Annotated in this window: 23 protein-coding genes; 5 read left to right on the top strand and 18 right to left on the bottom strand. The window is 31.5% G+C overall.

What is annotated here, in order from left to right; genetic code table 11:
* Positions 1 to 31: 31 nt before the first annotated feature.
* The 15 genes from ACTTAS_RS01105 to ACTTAS_RS01035 are packed head-to-tail and all read right to left on the bottom strand — an operon-like array spanning position 32 to position 12,780.
* On the bottom strand, positions 32 to 505 hold the full coding sequence (locus tag ACTTAS_RS01105) for a hypothetical protein (protein WP_440678030.1): 474 nt from the start codon (positions 503 to 505) through the stop codon (positions 32 to 34).
* Positions 477 to 1,046, bottom strand: coding sequence for an NAD(P)H-dependent oxidoreductase (locus tag ACTTAS_RS01100; protein WP_262590444.1), 570 nt, complete (start codon positions 1,044 to 1,046; stop codon positions 477 to 479). Before ACTTAS_RS01100 ends, ACTTAS_RS01105 begins: the two co-directional genes overlap by 29 nt.
* Positions 1,047 to 1,092: 46 nt before the next feature.
* Positions 1,093 to 2,703, bottom strand: coding sequence for a hypothetical protein (locus ACTTAS_RS01095; protein ID WP_440678029.1), 1,611 nt, complete (start codon positions 2,701 to 2,703; stop codon positions 1,093 to 1,095).
* Between the two features lie 46 nt (positions 2,704 to 2,749).
* The gene (locus ACTTAS_RS01090; RefSeq protein WP_440678028.1) at positions 2,750 to 3,169 is read right to left on the bottom strand and encodes a DUF6691 family protein; all 420 of its coding nucleotides are present in this window, start codon (positions 3,167 to 3,169) and stop codon (positions 2,750 to 2,752) included.
* Positions 3,166 to 3,585 (bottom strand): YeeE/YedE family protein, encoded by a 420-nt coding sequence (locus ACTTAS_RS01085; protein ID WP_440678027.1) that lies wholly within the window; start codon positions 3,583 to 3,585, stop codon positions 3,166 to 3,168. Before ACTTAS_RS01085 ends, ACTTAS_RS01090 begins: the two co-directional genes overlap by 4 nt.
* A gap of 4 nt (positions 3,586 to 3,589) precedes the next feature.
* Positions 3,590 to 4,024 (bottom strand): CoA-binding protein, encoded by a 435-nt coding sequence (locus tag ACTTAS_RS01080; protein ID WP_440678026.1) that lies wholly within the window; start codon positions 4,022 to 4,024, stop codon positions 3,590 to 3,592.
* A 4-nt stretch (positions 4,025 to 4,028) separates the two neighbouring features.
* Positions 4,029 to 4,229 carry a hypothetical protein gene (locus ACTTAS_RS01075; protein WP_440678025.1) on the bottom strand — a complete coding sequence of 67 codons (201 nt, stop codon included), beginning with the start codon at positions 4,227 to 4,229 and terminating at the stop codon, positions 4,029 to 4,031.
* 2 nt (positions 4,230 to 4,231) lie between these two features.
* Positions 4,232 to 5,011: an enoyl-CoA hydratase gene (locus ACTTAS_RS01070; protein ID WP_440678024.1), complete on the bottom strand. Its 780-nt coding sequence runs from the start codon at positions 5,009 to 5,011 to the stop codon at positions 4,232 to 4,234.
* A complete protein-coding gene (locus ACTTAS_RS01065) occupies positions 5,012 to 5,863 on the bottom strand; it encodes a HalD/BesD family halogenase (protein WP_440678023.1) in 852 nt (283 codons plus the stop codon). It abuts the gene before it with no gap.
* A 6-nt stretch (positions 5,864 to 5,869) separates the two neighbouring features.
* A complete protein-coding gene (locus tag ACTTAS_RS01060) occupies positions 5,870 to 6,244 on the bottom strand; it encodes a cytidyltransferase (RefSeq protein ID WP_075506148.1) in 375 nt (124 codons plus the stop codon).
* A gap of 24 nt (positions 6,245 to 6,268) precedes the next feature.
* Positions 6,269 to 7,504 carry a M24 family metallopeptidase gene (locus ACTTAS_RS01055; protein ID WP_440678022.1) on the bottom strand — a complete coding sequence of 412 codons (1,236 nt, stop codon included), beginning with the start codon at positions 7,502 to 7,504 and terminating at the stop codon, positions 6,269 to 6,271.
* On the bottom strand, positions 7,501 to 8,136 hold the full coding sequence (locus ACTTAS_RS01050) for a class I SAM-dependent DNA methyltransferase (RefSeq protein ID WP_440678021.1): 636 nt from the start codon (positions 8,134 to 8,136) through the stop codon (positions 7,501 to 7,503). The genes ACTTAS_RS01055 and ACTTAS_RS01050 overlap by 4 nt, the downstream gene beginning before the upstream one ends.
* Positions 8,136 to 10,541, bottom strand: a complete 2,406-nt coding sequence (locus ACTTAS_RS01045; RefSeq protein WP_440678020.1) for a GcvT family protein — start codon at positions 10,539 to 10,541, stop codon at positions 8,136 to 8,138. The genes ACTTAS_RS01050 and ACTTAS_RS01045 overlap by 1 nt, the downstream gene beginning before the upstream one ends.
* A complete protein-coding gene (locus ACTTAS_RS01040; RefSeq protein WP_440678019.1) occupies positions 10,541 to 11,581 on the bottom strand; it encodes a homocysteine S-methyltransferase family protein in 1,041 nt (346 codons plus the stop codon). Before ACTTAS_RS01040 ends, ACTTAS_RS01045 begins: the two co-directional genes overlap by 1 nt.
* A gap of 11 nt (positions 11,582 to 11,592) precedes the next feature.
* Positions 11,593 to 12,780: an aromatic ring-hydroxylating oxygenase subunit alpha gene (locus ACTTAS_RS01035; RefSeq protein ID WP_440678018.1), complete on the bottom strand. Its 1,188-nt coding sequence runs from the start codon at positions 12,778 to 12,780 to the stop codon at positions 11,593 to 11,595.
* A 273-nt stretch (positions 12,781 to 13,053) separates the two neighbouring features.
* On the opposite strand from ACTTAS_RS01035, the gene ACTTAS_RS01030 reads away from it, so the two are divergent.
* The 5 genes from ACTTAS_RS01030 (at position 13,054) to ACTTAS_RS01010 (ending at position 17,842) form a co-directional block, all read left to right on the top strand.
* Positions 13,054 to 14,064 carry a glycine betaine ABC transporter substrate-binding protein gene (locus ACTTAS_RS01030; RefSeq protein WP_440614128.1) on the top strand — a complete coding sequence of 337 codons (1,011 nt, stop codon included), beginning with the start codon at positions 13,054 to 13,056 and terminating at the stop codon, positions 14,062 to 14,064.
* Between the two features lie 54 nt (positions 14,065 to 14,118).
* Positions 14,119 to 15,006 (top strand): ABC transporter permease, encoded by an 888-nt coding sequence (locus ACTTAS_RS01025; protein WP_440678017.1) that lies wholly within the window; start codon positions 14,119 to 14,121, stop codon positions 15,004 to 15,006.
* Positions 15,007 to 15,066: 60 nt separating this feature from the next.
* Positions 15,067 to 15,795: a methylenetetrahydrofolate reductase gene (locus tag ACTTAS_RS01020; protein WP_440678016.1), complete on the top strand. Its 729-nt coding sequence runs from the start codon at positions 15,067 to 15,069 to the stop codon at positions 15,793 to 15,795.
* Positions 15,788 to 17,146 carry an aminomethyl transferase family protein gene (locus ACTTAS_RS01015; RefSeq protein WP_440678015.1) on the top strand — a complete coding sequence of 453 codons (1,359 nt, stop codon included), beginning with the start codon at positions 15,788 to 15,790 and terminating at the stop codon, positions 17,144 to 17,146. The genes ACTTAS_RS01020 and ACTTAS_RS01015 overlap by 8 nt, the downstream gene beginning before the upstream one ends.
* 150 nt (positions 17,147 to 17,296) lie before the next feature.
* The gene (locus ACTTAS_RS01010; RefSeq protein ID WP_440614125.1) at positions 17,297 to 17,842 is read left to right on the top strand and encodes a hypothetical protein; all 546 of its coding nucleotides are present in this window, start codon (positions 17,297 to 17,299) and stop codon (positions 17,840 to 17,842) included.
* Here the strand turns inward: ACTTAS_RS01010 and ACTTAS_RS01005 are convergent.
* Genes ACTTAS_RS01005 through ACTTAS_RS00995 form a run of 3 tightly spaced genes read right to left on the bottom strand, consistent with a single transcriptional unit; the run spans position 17,839 to position 20,273 of the window.
* Positions 17,839 to 18,006: a hypothetical protein gene (locus tag ACTTAS_RS01005; protein ID WP_440678014.1), complete on the bottom strand. Its 168-nt coding sequence runs from the start codon at positions 18,004 to 18,006 to the stop codon at positions 17,839 to 17,841. The two genes, ACTTAS_RS01010 and ACTTAS_RS01005, sit on opposite strands and share 4 nt — an antisense overlap.
* The gene (locus tag ACTTAS_RS01000; RefSeq protein WP_440678013.1) at positions 17,999 to 18,610 is read right to left on the bottom strand and encodes a DUF3726 domain-containing protein; all 612 of its coding nucleotides are present in this window, start codon (positions 18,608 to 18,610) and stop codon (positions 17,999 to 18,001) included. Before ACTTAS_RS01000 ends, ACTTAS_RS01005 begins: the two co-directional genes overlap by 8 nt.
* Before the next feature lies 1 nt (position 18,611).
* A complete protein-coding gene (locus ACTTAS_RS00995; protein WP_440678012.1) occupies positions 18,612 to 20,273 on the bottom strand; it encodes a hypothetical protein in 1,662 nt (553 codons plus the stop codon).
* Between the last annotated feature and the right edge of the window lie 2 nt (positions 20,274 to 20,275).

The following is a 20,275-nucleotide window of genomic DNA, read 5'->3' as shown; positions in this document are numbered from 1 at the left end:
AGTAACGAAACAAAAATGTATCTGTGGATAATCAAATTGAGCTGCCGAGTGGAATTGGACTTGAGACCATTGTGGTCAACCAGCAATCTTTTAAAACTCCTTCTTCTATATATTTTTCAACCTGCCAATTGAACTTGTGATAAATTTTGTCCTTATCTAAAATGATGACCTCAAATTGGGCCCATTTGTCACTACTGCCAAGCTCTGTGATAGTGTGGCTTAAATGGTTAATCATCATGTTATAGGAGGCTCCTTTGATCATTCGCTTAAAATTACCTAGGGGACCTGTTACTCTTTTATTGTTTGGGTGAGCAAAGGTCCAGGTTTGCTCAATCCCTCTGTCTTTATATTCTAAATCATTTTGTTTGAGACCATTAAGTTGAATTTCAACAACTTCTTTTGGAGAAATATTTTTGCTTGGGTTTATCAACTCTGAATATGAATAAACAGTAGTTAATAATAGAATTAATAAAGTGCTAAATATTATTCGCAGTTTTTCTAACATCTTCTAAGAACTCTTGTCTTTTTGAGTCACTTACAAAAGGTACTGCAAAATATCTTCGATAGGTAATGTTATATATGCCACACATATGAAATACCCCTCTTTTAAGTCTTCTAATCGGTAAATTTAAAAAAAATGTAGTGATAGCTAGTCTTGGTGAACCATATGTACAAAAAATTACGGCTTTCTTTTTTCTTAAATTACCAATTGGATAACCATAGTTTCCAACTAGTTGCTTAAATCTAAATGCCCATGGTGGTGCCAACACTTTATCAATCCATCCTTCAACAATTGCTGGCATTCTAAAATTCCATATTGGTGCAACTAATACAATTGTATCACTCTCTTCTATTCTCTTACGATGATCTAAGACTTCAGCGCTTGGGTCCTCACCAGCAAATACAGGATCAAACTTTTCTTTGTATAAATCTACAACGTCTACTTTATTACCTTTTAATTCAGAGTGTTTGATAAATTCATTTTTAATTGCTGCATTAAATGAATTGTCATTATAATGACCATAAACTAGGAAAATTTTTTTCATGATTTTTAATTAACAAAAAAAACCAAAAAAACTATAAAATTATTGTTTATTCTGAGGTTTTGTACTTACTATTGTTAATTATATAGACAAATAAAATAGGCAAAATTAGTGTAAGTAAAGTTACCACAATTAACAATAACCCAAGCTCTGAGTAATCAGCAGTAGTTTGAATTTCACCTGAAACTTTATCTTTTACTTCTCTAGTAACTGTAAAAATTTGATTTAAATATTTTGTTCCTAAAGAACTTGCTGAAAGAGCCAAATTTGTAAAAGAAGCAAAAACTGCAAAAAAAGTTGCTTTAAGATGTGAAGGAGCATTTTTTGCAATCCAAGCTAATAAAGGAATCATTGATACCTGACCCAATGGAGACTCTAAAGCTGTATTAAGTATCGCTATAAATTTAGCATCAACTACACCACCTGTTATTGAAGCGGTCCAATTATGAAATCCATAATACATTCCAACACTTGGTAAAAATAAAATCGCACCAGCTATACTTAATACAACAATAATTTTTGCAATTGAGTTATTGGCCATAAATGGTCTCAATAAAACAATTCCAGCCAATGTTAAAATTGATGCTAGTAAAGACAAAATTGAAAAAAATTGTTCATTAAAACCAAGTTCATCAATTTCAAACCACGTTAGACCAGGACCAGGCCCTGGCATTGCTCTAAATATAAATATAATTACTGCAGTACCAACAATTGTTAATCTTAAATTTTCTGGCAACTCTTTGATGAGCTTAAACATCAAAAATAAAATTATAATGACTGAACCAATGAAAACAATTTCTTGTGCAAAGGGAACTTTGAAGGATCCAATAGATAAAGTGAAAATAACAAAAATTAAGCTTCCTCCAAGTATCCACCAATTAATTTTAGTTTTCTCAGATCCTCTTTCCTCTTTAAATTCAAGTCCTTTAGATTTTAAATTTTGAATTTTCTTATTCCTTAAATATTTTGCTAAAAATACTCCTAAGATTGAAACAACTGGAATAATTAACGCATATAAATAAATTTTACCGTAAAGAGCAATTTTAGCAGCCTGTTCTAGGCTATCTACATCTCTAAATAAAATTACATTCACCAACGCAACTAAAACAGTACCTCCAATAATTGCAAAACGACCAAGGGTTTGCATTGTTGTATGCATAATTTTAACTTGATCTTTACTGTAATCATTTCCACTCTCATCAGTTAATGGGACAGCTTCAACAGTCATAGCATCAGCAACAACATCCTGAATTACATAACCAACAGGTGCTAAAATTACGCTAATCACAAACCAAGTCTCAACTGAGAAAATTTCAGACATGTCTCCTGTATGAATTATAAGTCCATACATAATCAGCAAACTTAAAGCGATTAAAGAGGCGCCAAAGTAAACCATATAATTTTTTCTATCCCATATAAGATCTACCAAATGTCCTAAAGGCATTTTTAAAGCCCATGGAATTCCAGCCCAGAACCCAAGTCCAGCTAAAAAAGCTGCAGATAAATTTAAGTAGTCTTTAACAAAAAAAGTTCCGACTATTCCAGTTAATCCAGAAATACCAGCTGCAACATAAACCATCAAAGGAGGCAAATAAGTCCATTTAAATTGTCGACCTAAATCTAAAAAAGTGTTGTCTAAAAATTTTAAAACTTTATTCATAAAAATTATTTCTACTCATTATAAACAATTAAGAAAAATTATAAATTTATCTTGGGGAGCTTAAATTGAATGATTTAACTAAGTAAAATCCTACAAACATTGAAGCAACAAAAGTTAGTGAGTAAATATTCAATAAAGCAACAGAAGTTATAGCCGGACCAGGACATAATCCTCCTAAACCCCATCCAGCACCAAATAAAGCTGAACCTAAAATTAATTGATTATTAATTGTTTTGTTATTTGAATAATTAAATTTCTCTGCAAGTAGTGGTTTTTCTTTTTTCTTAATTATATGAAACAAAGGAGATGAAATAACCAAAGCTCCAATCATCACAAATGCAAGAGAGGGATCCCAATTTCCAAATAAATCTAAAAAGCCTAATACTTTTGCTGGATTAACCATTTCAGATATCACTAAACCAATACCAAATATTATACCTGAAATAAGGGAAGCTAATTTGTTCATAATAAATTTTTTATAAATACAGTTAATATTCCAACAATCATAAATGTAATTGTTGCAATAATTGATCTTAAAGAAAATCTTCCAATACCACTTATACCGTGTCCACTTGTACAACCACCACTGATCCGTGTTCCGATTCCAACCAACAAACCAGCTGCTATCATCAAGACATAAGAATTAGAAATACTAATGCTAATTTCTCCTTTAGAAAATAAAGAATAAATAAATGGTGCAATAATTAATCCCAATAAGAATAATAAATTATCAAATTTATTTTCTTTCTCTGTTAACGCATTACTTGCGATACCACTAATTCCTACTAAACGACCGTTAAGTAAAAAAAACACCACCACTGCTAAACCAATGATCAATCCACCAGTAAAAGCCGGTATTGGTGTAAAATTTACTATGTTCATAAAATTAATTGCTTAAAACAGGAAAAGCCTGTCTTACTTTTAAAAAAAATTTTTGATATTCCATTTTGGTACATTTGTTTTCTACATATTCTATATTATTTTTTTCTACAAGTGACTTAGCATCTTCGTCTCTTATTCCAAGTTGTAACCATAATACCTTAGCGCCAATTTTCACAGTATCTTCAGCTATGCCAAAGGCTTCTTTAGAAGGTCTAAAAACATCTACAATGTCTATAGGATCTTTAATCTCTGTTATCGAAGCATACACTTCTTCACCTAAAATCTTTTTACCCTTAGCTGATGGATTAACTGGATAAACTTTATAACCATACTCTTGCATATATTTCATGACAATAGTTGAGGGTTTTTTTAAATCATTACTGACACCAATCATTGCTATAGATTTAGAATTTTTTAAAATCCTCTTTATGTCGCTCATTTTGTTATTTGTTTTCTTTTTTAATTTGTTCCTCGCAGAATTTTCTTGCTTCATCCAAATCAGTAATTTTAGTCTCAGATAATTTTTGGCTTCCTGCAATACAAGCATCTACTGCTCTTTTAAAGTTATGATCTTTAAAATTTAATACAAAGTACATTCCAAAAATAACAAATAAAATAATAAGTATATTTTTTTTGTTCTTCATTATTATTTATGTTTCCAATTTGGTTGTCTTTTTTCTAAAAAGGCCGAAATACCTTCTTTGGCATCCATGGCCATCATATTAATAGTCATCATTTTGCTAGTGTGAGAGTATGCTTTTCTTAGAGGCATTTCTAATTGTTTATAAAAAGCTTGTTTTCCAATTTTAATGGTCAAATTTGATTTAGATGCAATTTTTTTTGCAACTTTCAAAACTTCATCATTTAATTTTGATTTGGAAAAATGATCATTTATTAAACCAATTTCTTTTGCATAATTTGCTTTGATAGGCTCTCCTGTTAGAAGCATCTGCATCATTGGTTTACGATTAATTTTTCTACTAACAGCCACCATTGGTGTGCTGCAAAACAATCCAATATTTACACCTGGTGTCGCAAATAAAGAGTCTTTAGTGCTATATGCAAGATCACAACTTGCAACTAACTGACAGCCTGCTGCAAAAGCTGCACCATGAACCTTAGCAATAACTGGTTTTTTTCCCTCAACAATTTGCAACATAACTTTGGAGCAAAGATTAAATAACTTTTGGTATTTGTCTTTATTTTTAAGACTTCTAACTTCTTTTAAATTGTGGCCAGCACTAAATCCTTTACCTGCACCCTCTATGATTATTACTTTAGTTTTTTTATCAGCATCTAATTTTTTTAATGATTTTAATAAATCGGAAAGATTTTTAAATGAAAGAGAATTATATGTTTTTGGTTCATCAATTATAATTGATGAAATCTCTGAATTAATTCTCTTTATTTTAATATTACTTATCATTTAATCAGTTAATCCATCGGATCTAGCCTGATTTCTTTCTATATGAATTGGTAAAACTTTACCATAAATTGCTTTTGAGTGTTCTGGTGTATTTACCCTATAAGGATCTAAGACATAAGCAGGAATACACATATACCTAGATTTTTGACCTTCTACTTTTGTAACTCTATGCAGAGTAAATCTTCCTTTAAAAATTTGAAGATCTCCAGGTTCTAATTTAAGTTGTCTAACTCTTGATCTATCTCCTTCTAATACTTTTTTAACCTCATCAAAATTTTCATTACCTGGTGCTCTAATATTTGGACAATATTCAAAAACACCTCCTTTTTCAGGTTTCTGAATCATCAAGCTTAGAGTGAATTCACAACTATCAAAATGCCAAGGAAGAATTCCATCTGGTTTCATAACGTTGTAAGCATGACAAGCCAAAGGGTCTGCCCATCTATAAATAGGGGAAATACCTAAACATGCAGAAACAAATTTTAAAAGTTCTTCTGTTTCATAAAGATATTTCATTTCTGAATTTTTTGGAAAGCAATCTGAATTTAAATATCCATTATACCTTTCCATAAAATTTCTCTTTGGATGTTTTGCAGGTAAACTTGGATCATCTTTAGCATAAAGATATGCATTGATGCTTTCTTTTGACATATAAACTTCATCAAGTTGTTTTTCTAATTCTGTATTCATTACCTCTAAAGATTTAGGCAAAATAAAATTTGGAATAGTTGAACAACTATATTGGTCTAATTCTTCCTTACATTTTTTTACTAAACTTTTAATGATTGGAGAATTTAAATCGTGAATAGGATATCTTTTTAAATCGACAATAGTATTTAATCTATCGTTCATTAAAAATTATTTTAATTTACCCTCTTCTCTCATTTGAGCTCTAATTTTAGTTGCTGAGATTTTTTGAGTTTCTTCATCTAAAACTATTTCCTCAATTTTATATCCAACACCTCTTCCGTAACAAATATTTGTAATATTAGGAACCAACATAATTTTAAATTGACCTTCAAACTCAGGATTTAATCTTTCTTCAATATTTTTTTTTACAGTTTCAAAATCAAATGGATTATCATCAACACCTTGTACATCTCTTATTTGAATACAAACTTGTCCTGTTTTTTTAATTATTTCTTTAAACAATTTATAGTGCCCATCATGAAAGGGTTGCCATCTTCCTAACATTTGCGCTGTAGGTTTTTTATTATCCCATTGATATGTCATTATTTCTCCTAAATTTTAATTGTATTAAATATCTTCTAACGGATGATGGGACATTAATTCAAGTCCATTTTCACCAATTAGGTATTGTTGCTCAAGCTTAACACCTTCTTTACCACCTACTTTACCAATATAGCTCTCAACCGTTATAGTCATATTTTTTTGAAACGTTCCACTACGTTCACCACCATCTGTTGGATATCTAATCGCAGGCCACTCATCGCAAAGACCTATTCCATGTACCATTACAGAGTATCTATTTGGGTAGTAATCTTCAGGTAAAATCCATGATTTATCTGTGAATTCTTTAAAAGATAAACCATCTTTAATTAATCTTGAATTGTAATCTATTTGTTCAACAGCCATTGAGTAGAGCTTTTTTTGTTCTTCATTAAATTTGTTACCAACAACAAATGCTCTAGAAATATCCGCACAGTATCCATAGGGTCCTACCATGTCTGTGTCAAAAGCGACTAGTTCACCATCTTGAATAACTTTGTTTCCACATTCTTGCATCCAAGGATTGGTTCTTTCTCCTGAGGCTAACAATCTACACTCAATCCATTCACCATAATTTTCTATATTTGTTTGATGAAGTATCGACCATAATTCATTCTCTGTCATTCCTGGTTTTAATTGTTCTCTCATTTTAACAATACCCATTTCAGCAACATCTATTGCTGATCTCATACATTTAATTTCTTCAGATGATTTAATTACTCTTGCTTGTTCTAAAATTAATTTAGCATCAACCACTTGAATTTGTTCTTTATTTAACGCTAAAACTGCAGGGCCGTTTAAAACATCAATGGCAATTTTTTTTGACGTAAAATATGATTTAGATAAATGTTTAACTTCATTAATCCATTTTTGTAGTTGTGCATCTGATTGTTCTCCGTTACTAAAATAATCCCAAGTTATTGCAGGTCTCAATTCATCTATAAGATGAAGATGTTCAGATAACTTTTCACAATTAAAATATTCGTAAAGAATTACAGGACCATTAACAGGAACAAAACAGTATCGAGTTAAATTATGCATATTATAAACACTCATATTTACTGTGTCTAATGCATATCGAACATTTACTGGATCAAATAAAAAGCAAGCTTCTAAATTATTTTTTTCTAATTCTTTTCTAACTCTATCTAAACGATATGATCTCAGTTTATCAAAATCTATTTCATCTTCTCTTAATCTTTTTTTGGTAATAAAATTCTGTTTTGGTTTAAATTCTGGAGCTATTTTTCTACTAAATCTCATTTTGTAACTTTATAAATTCCTAACCATGCGTTTACATTTTTACTAGCAATGTAGTCTGATTTAAAGAAATCTTTTTCTTCCCACAATTTGTTCTTTTTAAATTGATCTATTTTAGTATCAAAACTATATTTCTTAAAAATACCCTCATTTATAGTGAAACCTATATAACCACCTGACTTAGTGATTCTTAAAAACTCATCTAAAGCATTATTTTTGACATGACCAAATGTGAAGGTTCCAACGCATAACACACTATCATAAGTATTATCTGCTTCAGGAATTTCTTTATTTAAATCTAATTTACTTAATTTTTTGTAAAGATTTTTTGGAACTGAATTTAAAAGATCTTGGGATAAATCTATTCCATGAAAATTATTAAACCCAAATTTCTCTAATTCTTGCGCAACTAGCCCTGTACCACAACCCGCATCGAGTATTAATGCATCTTTATTTTGCTGATGTTTTTTAAAAGCTGCAGCTGTTTCTTTTGGACCTGTATAATTCCAATCAATCATATCCTTATTATATTTGTTATTTTCAGCCCAATCTGCGTAATAATTCATTACGTCTTCTGTTTTGTCCAACTTATAAATGTTTAAATTTTTAGATACGTCTTTTTCTTGATCAGACATTAACTTCTCATTTTTTGACCACTTGGATCATAAAGTGGTTCTTTAATAATTGAGCAATTAAATAAATCTCCATTTATCTCTACTTGCACTTTATTTTCAAATTTAATTTTATCCTGATCCACAAAAGTAAAGGCAACACTCTTGTTTACAAAGTGTGCAAAACCACCTGAAGTAACGTAACCTATACTTTGATCTCCATTCATAACAGCCTCGTTATTTGTTACATCAATATCATTGGTTTCAACAATTAAAGGTATAAGTTTGTTTGAAGAGTTTTCCTTTTGTGCACTTTCTTTACCTATAAATTCTTTATCCCAATTTATAAAAACATCTAATCCTGTTTCTTTAGGAGTAAAATCTGGTCTGTAATCTAATGTCCAAGCTCCCCAATTTTTCTCTAATCTCATCGACATTAAAGCTCTTCCACCAAAGGGTTTAATATTAAATTCTTTTCCAGCTTCAACTAGTTCTTCGTATAATTTTAATTGATAATGAGGTGCTACATATATTTCGTAGCCAAGTTCTCCAGTAAATGAAATTCTATTTACTAATGCAGGAACTCCACCAACAAACATTCTTCTTGAGTCTCTAAACTTAAATTTTTCATTTGAAACATCATCTCTTACTATTTTTTCTAAAACCTTTCTTGAATTAGGTCCTGCAATTGATAATCCATGAAACTCATCAGATCTATTTTTATAATTTAAATTAAATTTATCTAAGTGACTTTCAAACCAACGTCTATGCATTTCTTGAGCAGCTCCAGAACCAAACACCATGAATTCATTTTCATCTAAACAAGCTACAGTTAAATCTCCACACAATTTCCCTCTATATGACAACATTGGAGATAAAGATATTCTTCCTGGTTTTGGAAGTCTACCAGCCATTATGTGATCTAAAAATTTTCTAGCATCTGGGCCTTTGAATTCATGTTTTGAAAAATTTGCAACTTCAATCAAACCAACATTCTCTCTTACATTAATAACTTCCTTTGAAACATAATCATGCGATCTAGATCTTTTTATTGTTGGTTCTTCATGAGCATCTTCTTTATTATTTGCAAACCACAAAACATTCTCTAATCCAAAACTATCTCCCATCACAGCTCCTTGATTAACAAAACGATCATAAAGTGCTGTTGTTTTTTGTTTTCGTCCCTTTGGTAAAGTTTCATTAGGAAATGTCATAATAAATCTTCGCTCATAATTTTCTGAAGATTTTATTGTTCCATATTGAGGGGATGCGTAATCTCCAAATCTTGCAACATCCATTGCCCAAACATCAATGGAAGGCTCACCATCAATAATCCATTCAGCAATACATTTTCCAACTCCACCCCCTTGGCAAAACCCAGCCATCACACCAACTGCAACCCAATAATTTTTCATTCCAGGTACAGGACCAATCAAAGGACTACCATCTGGACCAAAAGTAAAAGGCCCGTTAACTATATTTTTTATTCCTGCACGCTCTAAGGCAGGCATTCTCTCAAACCCAATTGCTAATCGATCTTCAATATTATCTAATTTCGGTTCCAATAATTCATGACCAAAATTCATTGGTGTCCCTTGTACTTTCCAGGGAGTAGATTTTGGTTCATAAGTTCCAAGCAACATTCCTTTTCCTTCTTGTCTAAAATAAATATTTCCCTCAAAATCTGTTCCGATAGGCAATCTTTGGTCACCCATTGCTTCAATTTCTGGAATAGGTTCTGTAATCAAATAATGATGCTCCATTGGTTGAACTGGAAGATTTAATCCTGCTAATTGGCCAACTTCTCTTGCCCACAAACCACCCGCATTAATTACTATTTCAGCATTAATGTTTCCTTTTTCAGTAAAGACATCCCAGGTTCCGTCTTCTTTTTGTTTAGTGTCTTTAACAACTGTATGAGTGTAATATTTTCCACCATGAACTTTTGCAGCTTTTGCAAAAGCATAAGTAACACCTGATGGATCAACTTCACCATCAATAGGATCCCATAAAGCTAGAAGATATCTTGAAGGATCAATTAAAGGATGTTTCTTTTTTACTTCTTCTAAAGATATAAATTCTTGGTCAAGCCCCATGTATCTTGCTTTTGATCTCTCTCTTTTTAAATAATCAGCCCACACTTCATTTGAAGCTAAATAAAAACCTCCACTAGGTTTAAATCCTGTTGAATGACCAGATTCTTTTTCAATCTCCTTATATAAACCTATTGTGTATGCCATCATCCGAGAGATATTTGGGTCAGAAGAAATTACATGAACATTTCCAGCAGCATGCCACGAAGAACCTGAGGTTAATTCATTTCTCTCAAGCAAAATGCAATCATTTAATCCAAATTTTGATAAATGGTAAAGAATAGAACATCCAACTACTCCACCACCTATGATTACTACTTTGGCATGTTTTTCCATTAATATTTAATTTCCTTATTTACTTTTTTTAAAGATTTATCTGTACCATGATGAAAATGTTTACTCATGTCTGGCATGTATTTCATTGAAATTGGTTTTTTACCAATTGCAACAGACATTTCTCTGACATGATGAGCTTCAGCACCACAACATATACCAATAAAATTTATTTTATTCTGAACACAATTTTTTGCAAATTCTGCCATTTCAAATCTGTTGCAAAATAAATTATCTAAAGCTACAGGAAATGCATTTCCACCAGGAATACAATCGCAACCATGATCAGTAATATTTAAAAAACCAGGTTCTTCCTCAGTAGTTCTGTAAGGAACTGGAAGACCTGACACATGACAAGAAACTTTGTCTCTAACTTTTTTTAAAAGTTTCATTGTCATCTCTGGTCCTCTGTAACAATTTAATCCAACTACATCAGCACCTAGATCTTCCATCATCTTACATGCATCTTCAGCACTGTGTCCTTCTCTAGTTTTATCACCTCTTGGAATTGCAAAATTACAAACTGCAATTAGCCCAGCGTCCTTAATTGCTTTCAAAGCAATTTTCATTTCATCAGTCCAACTAATTGTTTCAGCAATAACAAAATCAACTCCAGCTTCTTTTGCCCAAGCAACTTGCTCCTCATACATTTGTTGGCACTGCTTATGAGTATTTGCATCACCAGGATCAAATACGTTTGTGTTTGCAACATCTCCACAAACCATCAAATCTAAATCTTTAAATTCAGCTGCAGCATCTTTTGCAATTTTAAGAGCGCCTTTTTGCATTGGTTCTAACAAATGTTCTTTACCAATTATTCTTAGTTTTTCTCTATGACCATAATAAGTAAATGCCTGAACTACATCTGAACCAGCTCTGATAAACTCTCTATGTAATTGAGTTACTACTTCAGGATGCTCCAACACAACTTCAGGAACAAATGGACCTGCTGAAAGATAACCTCTTCTTTCCATTGCAAAAAGGTATCCTTCTGCACACATGATAGGACCCTCATTTAACCTTGTAATTAAATCTTTTTTCATAATTTATCCTTTCATTTTGTTAAATTTGTTGCAACCCATTTGTGAAACATCAAAGTAGGTGTATCCATTACAGGTGAAAAATTTCCACCATTATAAGCAGGTGAGCTTCGCCCTTTTTGCATTCCTTCAATTGCAGTTACATCTTCGTTCATAACTTCTTGCCAAAATGCAAAATTTTTTTCTCTAATCCCTTTAAACTCATCACTCGAAGCGCTTTCATCTCCGATATAATATAATTCAAAGTGTTCTTTTGTCTGATTGTTTGAAATTGGTTCTAACCAAAATGCATAAAAATGATCTATGTGAATTCCCAACATAACATTAGGGTATAATGATACATATTCAGATTTTTCAGATACTTCACTTGGCCAATTAGGAAAACATTTAAATTTTATATTCCCATCGAACTGTTGTGAATATTTATCACTTCCTTGTCCAGAGAAATTAAAATTTTCATCTTCTATATGATAATGATCTGCAATATTTGAAACTCTATTCAGCTCTGGATGTATCCATGGCAAATGATAGCTTTCGCAATAATTCTCTATAGCAAATTTCCAATTACTATTTACGGTCATATTAAAGTAACCATTGTCAGAAGCATGTCTTATTAGTTGTTGATCTTTTTTAGAAATAAACTTAGACCATCTATCTTCTAAAGGTTTAATAAATTCCTCAAATGGTTTTGCGTTAGAATTTATATTTATAAAGATTAAATCCATCCAAACTTTTGATTTTATTTCTTTTAGGTTGCTATTATTTTTTTTAAATCCTCGAACCTCATGTTTTCCTAGCCCACCTATATGAGGAGTAACAGTTAATTTACCATTAAAATCATAAGACCAGGAATGATAAGGACATCTTATTACATTTTTTAATTTACATTCTTGGCCAACTAATTTGAAACCTCTGTGACTACAAACGTTATGAAAAACTTTTATCTCATTATCTTTGTTTCTGACTATTAATATTGGAATATCTAAAAGATTAAATGGCTTTGCATCACCAGGATTTGGAACCGAGCTTGCAACACCAACCATCGTCCAATTATTTTTAAAAACTTTTTCTTTTTCAAATTCTAAATAATCGTCATTCAAATAACACTCATTAGGTAATCCATGAGCTTTCTCTATAGGATTTTTAACAACTTCTATTTTTTTAGGATCTAAGATGTCTGATAATTTTTTATTTAAATTCATAAACCTCCTTTAATTAATTAATTAAAAAATTAATTTAGGGTTTAAAAATTACGACTCTCTAATAATGATTTGCTGAAAAACTGTTTTGCAATTTAAAATATAAACAAACTCTTTGAAAAAAAAATTTGCTGAAAATTTCATATCAAAACCATAACTAAATTTATTGCATAGATAAAGACAATTTGACTTCAACTTATAATTGAATTTAATTTGCAATATTTCCCTCAATATGTTCAATTTAATTTTTAAATGAATCAAATATTGGGAGATATAATGAAAATTAAAAGAATACTTCTTTCCCTAGCCGTTGTTTTTGGTCTTACTTCTTTTGGAAGTGTAGCTAATGCTGCTTGTGGAAATATAACTATCGCTAATATGAACTGGGCCTCAGCAAACTTTATGGCTGAAGTTGATAAAATTATATTAGAAGAAGGTTATGGATGTTCTGTGGAGTTGGTGCCAGGTGCAACAATGCCTACATTTACATCTATGCAAGAAAAAGGTGAGCCAGATGTTGCTCCAGAATTTTGGGCTAACGCTGCAATAGTTGCTTTGAACAAAGCTGTTGATGAAGGCAAAATGCATTCAATCAATAAGGCTCCAATCACTGGTTTAGGTGAAGGTTGGTGGGTATTACCTGCTACTCTAGAAAAGCATCCTGAACTAACAACTGCTGCTGCAATTTTAGAAAGACCAGATCTATTCCCTCACCCTGAGGATCCTTCAAAGGGTGGATTCCACATTTGCCCTCCTGGATGGAACTGTGAATTAAGTAACAGGAATCATTTTAGAGCTTGGGGCATGGAAGAAAAAGGATGGGCAATTGTTGAAACTGGTTCTGCTGCAGGACTTGATGGTTCAATTGCTAAGGCTGCTGAAAGAGGAGAAAATTGGTTTGGTTACTATTGGTCACCAACAGCTTTAATCGGAAAATATGATATGAGAGCTGTAGACATGGGTGAATGGGGTGGTAAAGACAACTGGGACAACTGTATAGTTTTACCAGAACAAGAATGTGCTGACCCTAAAAAAACTTCATGGGTTAAATCAGAAGTTTTCACTATAGTAACAGATAATTTCAAAAACACAGCTGGAAGTTCTGGTATGGATTATTTCAAGAAAAGAACTTATCCTGGTCCAGTGATGAACGGTATGTTAGTTTGGATGGGTGAAAACCAAGCAGAAGGTGCTGATGCTGCAATTGAATTCCTAAAAACACAAGAGGGTGTTTGGTCTAAGTGGGTTTCAAGTGACGCTGCTGCAAAAATTAAAAAAGCACTTTAATAAATAAAATTATCGAACCCGTTGAAAAACGGGTTCGATATTAAAAAAAAATTTATGGATTTCTTTACTAAAATTCCAGTAATGGATAGGACGGCCTTAAGAGAGCTAAAAAAAGGTATTGATTTTAGTTTTAAGGAATTTTCAAGAGCATATGGAGATGGAATAGAGAGTTTTTTTGATCCTCTATTATATTTTTTAATATGGTTAGAAAAACTTTTAGTAAATAGTCCTTGGCCAATTGTTATTGCAGTTTTTGCATTATTGGCATGGATTGGTTCAAGAAGTGTTAAACTTGTTATAGGTACAGTGGTATGCTTTGTTATAATTGGCTATTTTGGAATGTGGAAAAATTGTATGGCTACAGTAGCTATTATATCAGTTTCAACTTTAGTTTGTATCGTTGTTGGAATTCCAATTGGAATTTTAATGTCAAAGTCGCAAAGAGCTGAAAAAGCAATTTTGCCAATATTAGATATGATGCAAACTATACCTAGTTTTGTTTACTTAATTCCAATTATTATGTTGCTCGGTATAGGAAAAGTTCCAGGACTTTTAGCAGTTTGCATTTATGCTTTACCTCCAATTGTAAGACTGACCAATCTGGGAATTAGAGAGGTAGATAAAGAAACTTTAGAGGCAAGTGAGGCATTTGGAGCAACTCCAATGCAGAAACTTAAATCTGTTCAAATTCCATTGTCACTTCCAACAATTTTTGCTGGGATTAACCAAACAATTATGATGGCCTTAGCAATGGTAGTAATTGCATCAATGATTGGTGTAAAAGGCCTTGGAGTGCCTATTTTACAAGCAATTTCTAACCAATATTTGGCATTAGGAATGATGAATGGTTTAGCTATTGTAGCCTTAGCAATTATCTTCGACAGAGTCACTCAGCAGTACGGTCAAAGAATTCAAAAGCACAGAGGTCAGCTTAAAAAGTAGACCAATTGTCATAATCGAATTTTCTAGACTCATATTTCAAAATCAATAAAGATCTAAAGTATGAATTTTTCTTTGGAGATAGGTCCTAAAACAGATCTTGAAACTGTACCTCCATTAAGTGATGTCTATATCACTATGCTTCCAGGAGGAGATTATAAAGAAACAGCAGATAAAGCAGTAGAGCTTGTAAAAAAAGGATTTAATCCAGTTCCACATTTTCCAGCAAGGTCAATGCATGATGAAAATGAGCTTAAAGATTATGTTACAAGATGCAAAGATGGAGGAGTGAAGCAAGCACTAATTATTGGAGGAGGAAGAGAGCCTCTTGGAAAATTTGATAGTTCATTTCAACTTTTAGAAACAGGTTATTTTGAAAAAATGAAAATAGGAATAGCTGGACATCCTGAAGGGAGTCCTGATATATCCGATACAGATTTAGAAAAAGCAATGATAGATAAAAAGCCTTACGCTGATTATATAGTAACACAGTGGTTATTAGATCCTCAGCCTATCATTGATTTTATTTCTAAACAAAGCGTGCCAGTGCATGTTGGAATCACTGGGCCTTTAAAAATATCTAGCTTAATTAAATTTGCTAATATTGTTGGGGCAAAAAATTCCTTAAACTTTCTTAAATCTAATTTTAGTAAGGCGTTAGATTTATTGAAACCTAAAGACCCTAATGATTTAATTGGGAAAGTTAAATCGCACACTGATAACTTCCACATTTATACATTCGGCGGCTTGAAGGAAACTAACAAGTGGTTGAGGGAGAATAGTTATGTCTAATGAATTTGACTATACTAAATTAAAACATGTTACTTCTGTTGATCAGTCAGACAGGGAAGTACCATACAACTTAAGACAAAGTGGGCCAACAAAAGTTGAAATGTTAATTTCAACAAGGGTAAGAAAATCACCTTATTGGCATTTATCAATGCAGGCAGGTTGTTGGAGAGCAACTGTATACAATCGTATTTATCACCCAAGAGGTTATGTAAAACCGGAAGATGGTGGTGCTATGGTTGAATACGATGCTATCGTAAACCATGTAACTATGTGGAACGTTGCTGTTGAAAGACAAATAAGAGTTAAGGGTCCAGATGCAGAAAAATTTACTGATTATGTGATCACTAGAGATGCAACTAAAATTTCACCAATGAGAGCAAGATATGTAATTCTATGTAATGCATATGGTGGGGTTTTGAATGATCCAATTCTTTTAAGAATTTCTGAAGATGAATTTTGGTTTTCATTATCAGACTCTGATATTGGTTTATATCTTCAAGGTGTAAACGCAGATGGAAGATTTGATTGTAAAATTGAAGAAATTGATGTGAGCCCAGTTCAAATTCAAGGTCCTAAATCAAAAGCATTAATGAAAGATTTATGTGGAGATCAAGTAGATTTCGATAATATGCCTTTCTACGGATTAGCTGAAGCAAAAGTTGGCGGTAGAGATGTTGTGATTTCACAATCTGGTTTCTCAGGAGAAGCTGGTTATGAAATTTATCTAAGAAACTCTACTTTATATGCTGAAGATATGTGGAATGCTGTACTTGAAGCTGGAAAAAAACACAGCTTGATGGTCATTGCTCCTGCTCACCACAGAAGAATTCAAGCAGGAATTCTTTCTTGGGGACAAGACATGGATCAACAACACAATCCGTTCCAATGTAATTTAGGTTATCAAGTTTCTTTGTCTGGAAAAGGAGAATGGAACAAAACCGCTGATTATGTTGGTAAGGCTGCACTAGAAAAAATGAGAGAGGAATTAAAAGCAGGTAAAAAACCATACAAACTTCAACTAGTTGGTATGGAATTAGGTGGTAAACCTATTGATAATTATGCACCTGACTTTTGGTTAGTTTCTCCCGAAAGTGGTGGAGATCCAGTAGGATTTTTAACATCACCATGGTGGCACCCTGAAAAGAAAACAAACATTGCAATGGGATATGTTCCTTTTGATGGAACATTGAATGCAAATGGTTTTCCAAAAGGAAAAGTAGGAACTAAATTTAAAGTTCATCTACCTGCAGAATATTCAGAAACTCCAGGAACACCTGTTGATGCTGTAGTAGTGGATATTCCATTCAAAGAGTCTTTCAACGCAAACACAAGAGAAGTTGTAAAAGGCTAAATTTATTTAGGGGGAGTTATTTAAACTCCCCCAAATTTCAATGACAAAAGGGTTTTTAATAGCAATTTGCATTATTATTGCGATTGCTTTAATAGTATTTCCATTAATTGTTTCTTATAAAGCTCAAAAAAATAAAAGAGATAAAAATTAATGTTTGGTGAATTTTTAAATATAGTTTTCAAATCAATAAAATTAGATAAGACACTTTATTCTGATAACAGAAATTTTGGTGAAGCTTCCATATATTTTGCAGGCTTAATAATGATTTTAGATGGAGTTGCTGGTGCAGTAGCAGCTAACACTGTCATTAAAACTGCAATAGGAATGTCAGGTCTAACAGCAATAGTCACTTGGTTAATATGGGCAATCTTCATTTTTGTAATAGGTGTTAAACTTTTTCCAGATAAACAAACTAAAGTATCATTTAAAAAAGTTCTAACCGCAGTTGGTTTTGCTCATGCTCCTGGTTTATTAAGATTTTTTGCAGTAACTCCAGATTTAATGATACCTATAATTTTTCTTACTCAATTTTGGATTTTTGCAGGTTTAATCATTTCAACAAAAGAAATTTTAAATTTAAAATCTAATTTTAAATCTTTTGGTATAGTCTTATTATCTTTTTTGATAATAGCTTTTCTATCAATTACTTTCGTAATGAGTAGAATGAACATGCTTCCAACTAATCAGATTAGCTAGATTGGAAAAATAGTTTTTGAAATTCTACAGGATTTACAAATTTTAAAGCCAGTTAAAATTAAATTTTGAGATACACTCTCATCCTCTTCTTTACACTCATCACAAATATTATTTAAATCTTCACTATTATCTTGATCCTTAACTTCATCAAAGTTATCAGTCATTATCTGTTAGGCCTGCACCTGCCCCAACTTGTTTTAAACTCTCGGATTCTTCAACAAAAGTATCTTCAGATAATTTGTATAAATTCTTCCACTCTTCCTCCGAAAAGTTATCAATATTTTCCAGAAAACTGATTGCTAAATGATTTGCAACAGATGGAAAGTCATAATTAGAAAGATTTGAATAGATATTTAAATTCAAATTTAAAATAATTTCTTTTTTATCAAGACTTAGATGAATTTTTTTACCGATAATTTCTGATGCTCTGCTTACAAAAGCTAAAAATATTGAAGGGTAAGCAACGTTATTTAGTTCAATTTTTTTAAAAGATTCTAAAGATTTTGATTGATCTAAAAAACTAACTCCTAGAATTATTGGACAATAAGATTTTTCTGAAGTTTGATTTTTTTCTAATATTAAATTTAAATTTTGAAAACTATTTTCTTTTCTTTCAGAAAAATATTTATTTATGTGCTTTATACCTGGAAGACCAAAGGATTCTAACAGTCTTACGCACTTTGCTGTTTCTTCAGCAACTCCCCAGGAATATCCACTAGCTTTAGTTGCTCTTTTAACAGTAGTTTCAATTTCACTTAATGATTTCATTTTAAATGTTAGTTTTATATACCCACTGCTCATCATAATTTTTTAATTCATGAGGTAAGGGCGCTCCTTGAAACATGCAAATTCTTAACCACTTGTCAGATCTTGGGTCAAATTTTAAAGCCCCAAAGAAAGATAGCTTCAATCTCAACATATCTATAGGCATTATATTTTTACCAATCGTATTATCTTGAATTTCTGAATAAGGAAATTTTTCAACTACAAAAACTCTTCTAATAACATGTCTCAAATCAGAGTTTTTTATTAAAAAGTCAGACACAGTTTGACTATTTTTTGAAACCATTAGTATTTCGTAAAGTTTTTTTATGTCTCTAGCTATAGCTAAAGGTTGTTCTAATTCTGAACCATGTTCTTCAAATCTATCAGCTAATCTTGGCTCTTCTTTATTTTTTGAGATAAACCAAAAATTTTGATTATTTTCTTTTTTTTCAAAATTTATTTCTAAAATATTTGGATATTTTTTCTCAATTATGTTTCTTAAATCTTCAACAGTTCTGTGAGCTGGTATATTAAAATATTTTTCTTCATCAGAGCTCATTTCTTTTACTAAAGGTTCGGTTATTTCACTATATGGTTCCATCATAATGGATACAACATATTCAATACATTCTTCACATGTTTCTTGCTCAAGCCACTCATAAATATTGTTGAAAGGATATTCCCTTGTAAAATCAAAATCATTTTCAATGAATTTCAAAAATTTTTGAACATCTTTCAGTAGATTATTAATTTTATTTTTTTGATATTCACTATCAGTGTTCCAGCTTGTGATATTTGTTAATGATTTTTTTACGCAATCAATAAAAAGTTCACTATCATTTTTATTTACATCTTTAATTTCTCTAATTTTTTTTAAAGCTATTTCTCTACTTAAGATCCAGTTATTTAAAAGTGTTGGGTGATTAACAATAAAAGGTGCCATTCCTAATCCAGTAGAATTTCCAATACCTAGATTTTTAGAGATTTGCTCGTCTAGTTTAACTGCTTTTTTTGGGTTCTTATGATACGCAACATGATTTACTTGGTCAAAAGTGAACTGTCTTACAAGATAAACCAGCATCATTTCTAATCTAAATGGTCCGTTAATTTCCTCACGATTTTTTATTCTAAACCTATCTGCTAAACCAAATTTACCAGATCCATAAACAGCAGTAGTTCTATATAAATAACCAACTTTTGATAATAAATTTAAATCTGGTTGTAATCCTTGACTTAAATTCTCTGTTACATGATTAAATAATCGTACAGATTTATTCGCTCTTGATAATGTAAGCTCTTTATAAGAAAGTCTTCCTACTTCTTGTTTGGGAACTTCATTTTTTAGTCTTTCAATATCTTTTTTACCTGGTACACCATCATGAAGAGTAAAAGCTGCATCCCATTTAGTAGCTATAACTCTGTCTGATCTTTCCCCATCTTTAATATGATTTGCAAAACAAACTAAAGAATAAACTCTTTTGTCTTTTTTAAATGAATATACTGCCTCACCATAACCATTTTCATCTAAATTAAACAAATCTTGTTTATATTCCCAGTCTTTAAATTCATTCAAAAAACTTCTTAAAAAAGATAATTTAGATTGATGAAAAGATCCCAAACGAGATAATTTCATAATAGTATTTGGATCCCTTAGTTCTACTTGCATAA

It is taken from the genome of Candidatus Pelagibacter sp. HIMB1611 (assembly GCF_052047715.1).
Classification (GTDB): Bacteria; Pseudomonadota; Alphaproteobacteria; order Pelagibacterales; family Pelagibacteraceae; genus Pelagibacter.
The sequence above is the reverse complement of the archived record's forward strand: the minus strand, read 5'-3'. Positions and strand labels throughout refer to the sequence as shown.

Excerpts from the sequence above, each read along its gene's own strand:
- ACTTAS_RS01105 (WP_440678030.1), bottom strand. The coding sequence starts at position 505 with ATGTTAGAAAAACTGCGAATAATATTTAGCACTTTATTAATTCTATTA.
- ACTTAS_RS01100 (WP_262590444.1), bottom strand. The coding sequence starts at position 1,046 with ATGAAAAAAATTTTCCTAGTTTATGGTCATTATAATGACAATTCATTT.
- ACTTAS_RS01095 (WP_440678029.1), bottom strand. The coding sequence starts at position 2,703 with ATGAATAAAGTTTTAAAATTTTTAGACAACACTTTTTTAGATTTAGGT.
- ACTTAS_RS01090 (WP_440678028.1), bottom strand. The coding sequence starts at position 3,169 with ATGAACAAATTAGCTTCCCTTATTTCAGGTATAATATTTGGTATTGGT.
- ACTTAS_RS01085 (WP_440678027.1), bottom strand. The coding sequence starts at position 3,585 with ATGAACATAGTAAATTTTACACCAATACCGGCTTTTACTGGTGGATTG.
- ACTTAS_RS01080 (WP_440678026.1), bottom strand. The coding sequence starts at position 4,024 with ATGAGCGACATAAAGAGGATTTTAAAAAATTCTAAATCTATAGCAATG.
- ACTTAS_RS01075 (WP_440678025.1), bottom strand. The coding sequence starts at position 4,229 with ATGAAGAACAAAAAAAATATACTTATTATTTTATTTGTTATTTTTGGA.
- ACTTAS_RS01070 (WP_440678024.1), bottom strand. The coding sequence starts at position 5,011 with ATGATAAGTAATATTAAAATAAAGAGAATTAATTCAGAGATTTCATCA.
- ACTTAS_RS01065 (WP_440678023.1), bottom strand. The coding sequence starts at position 5,863 with ATGAACGATAGATTAAATACTATTGTCGATTTAAAAAGATATCCTATT.
- ACTTAS_RS01060 (WP_075506148.1), bottom strand. The coding sequence starts at position 6,244 with ATGACATATCAATGGGATAATAAAAAACCTACAGCGCAAATGTTAGGA.
- ACTTAS_RS01055 (WP_440678022.1), bottom strand. The coding sequence starts at position 7,504 with ATGAGATTTAGTAGAAAAATAGCTCCAGAATTTAAACCAAAACAGAAT.
- ACTTAS_RS01050 (WP_440678021.1), bottom strand. The coding sequence starts at position 8,136 with ATGTCTGATCAAGAAAAAGACGTATCTAAAAATTTAAACATTTATAAG.
- ACTTAS_RS01045 (WP_440678020.1), bottom strand. The coding sequence starts at position 10,541 with ATGGAAAAACATGCCAAAGTAGTAATCATAGGTGGTGGAGTAGTTGGA.
- ACTTAS_RS01040 (WP_440678019.1), bottom strand. The coding sequence starts at position 11,581 with ATGAAAAAAGATTTAATTACAAGGTTAAATGAGGGTCCTATCATGTGT.
- ACTTAS_RS01035 (WP_440678018.1), bottom strand. The coding sequence starts at position 12,780 with ATGAATTTAAATAAAAAATTATCAGACATCTTAGATCCTAAAAAAATA.
- ACTTAS_RS01030 (WP_440614128.1), top strand. The coding sequence starts at position 13,054 with ATGAAAATTAAAAGAATACTTCTTTCCCTAGCCGTTGTTTTTGGTCTT.
- ACTTAS_RS01025 (WP_440678017.1), top strand. The coding sequence starts at position 14,119 with ATGGATTTCTTTACTAAAATTCCAGTAATGGATAGGACGGCCTTAAGA.
- ACTTAS_RS01020 (WP_440678016.1), top strand. The coding sequence starts at position 15,067 with ATGAATTTTTCTTTGGAGATAGGTCCTAAAACAGATCTTGAAACTGTA.
- ACTTAS_RS01015 (WP_440678015.1), top strand. The coding sequence starts at position 15,788 with ATGTCTAATGAATTTGACTATACTAAATTAAAACATGTTACTTCTGTT.
- ACTTAS_RS01010 (WP_440614125.1), top strand. The coding sequence starts at position 17,297 with ATGTTTGGTGAATTTTTAAATATAGTTTTCAAATCAATAAAATTAGAT.
- ACTTAS_RS01005 (WP_440678014.1), bottom strand. The coding sequence starts at position 18,006 with ATGACTGATAACTTTGATGAAGTTAAGGATCAAGATAATAGTGAAGAT.
- ACTTAS_RS01000 (WP_440678013.1), bottom strand. The coding sequence starts at position 18,610 with ATGAAATCATTAAGTGAAATTGAAACTACTGTTAAAAGAGCAACTAAA.
- ACTTAS_RS00995 (WP_440678012.1), bottom strand. The coding sequence starts at position 20,273 with ATGCAAGTAGAACTAAGGGATCCAAATACTATTATGAAATTATCTCGT.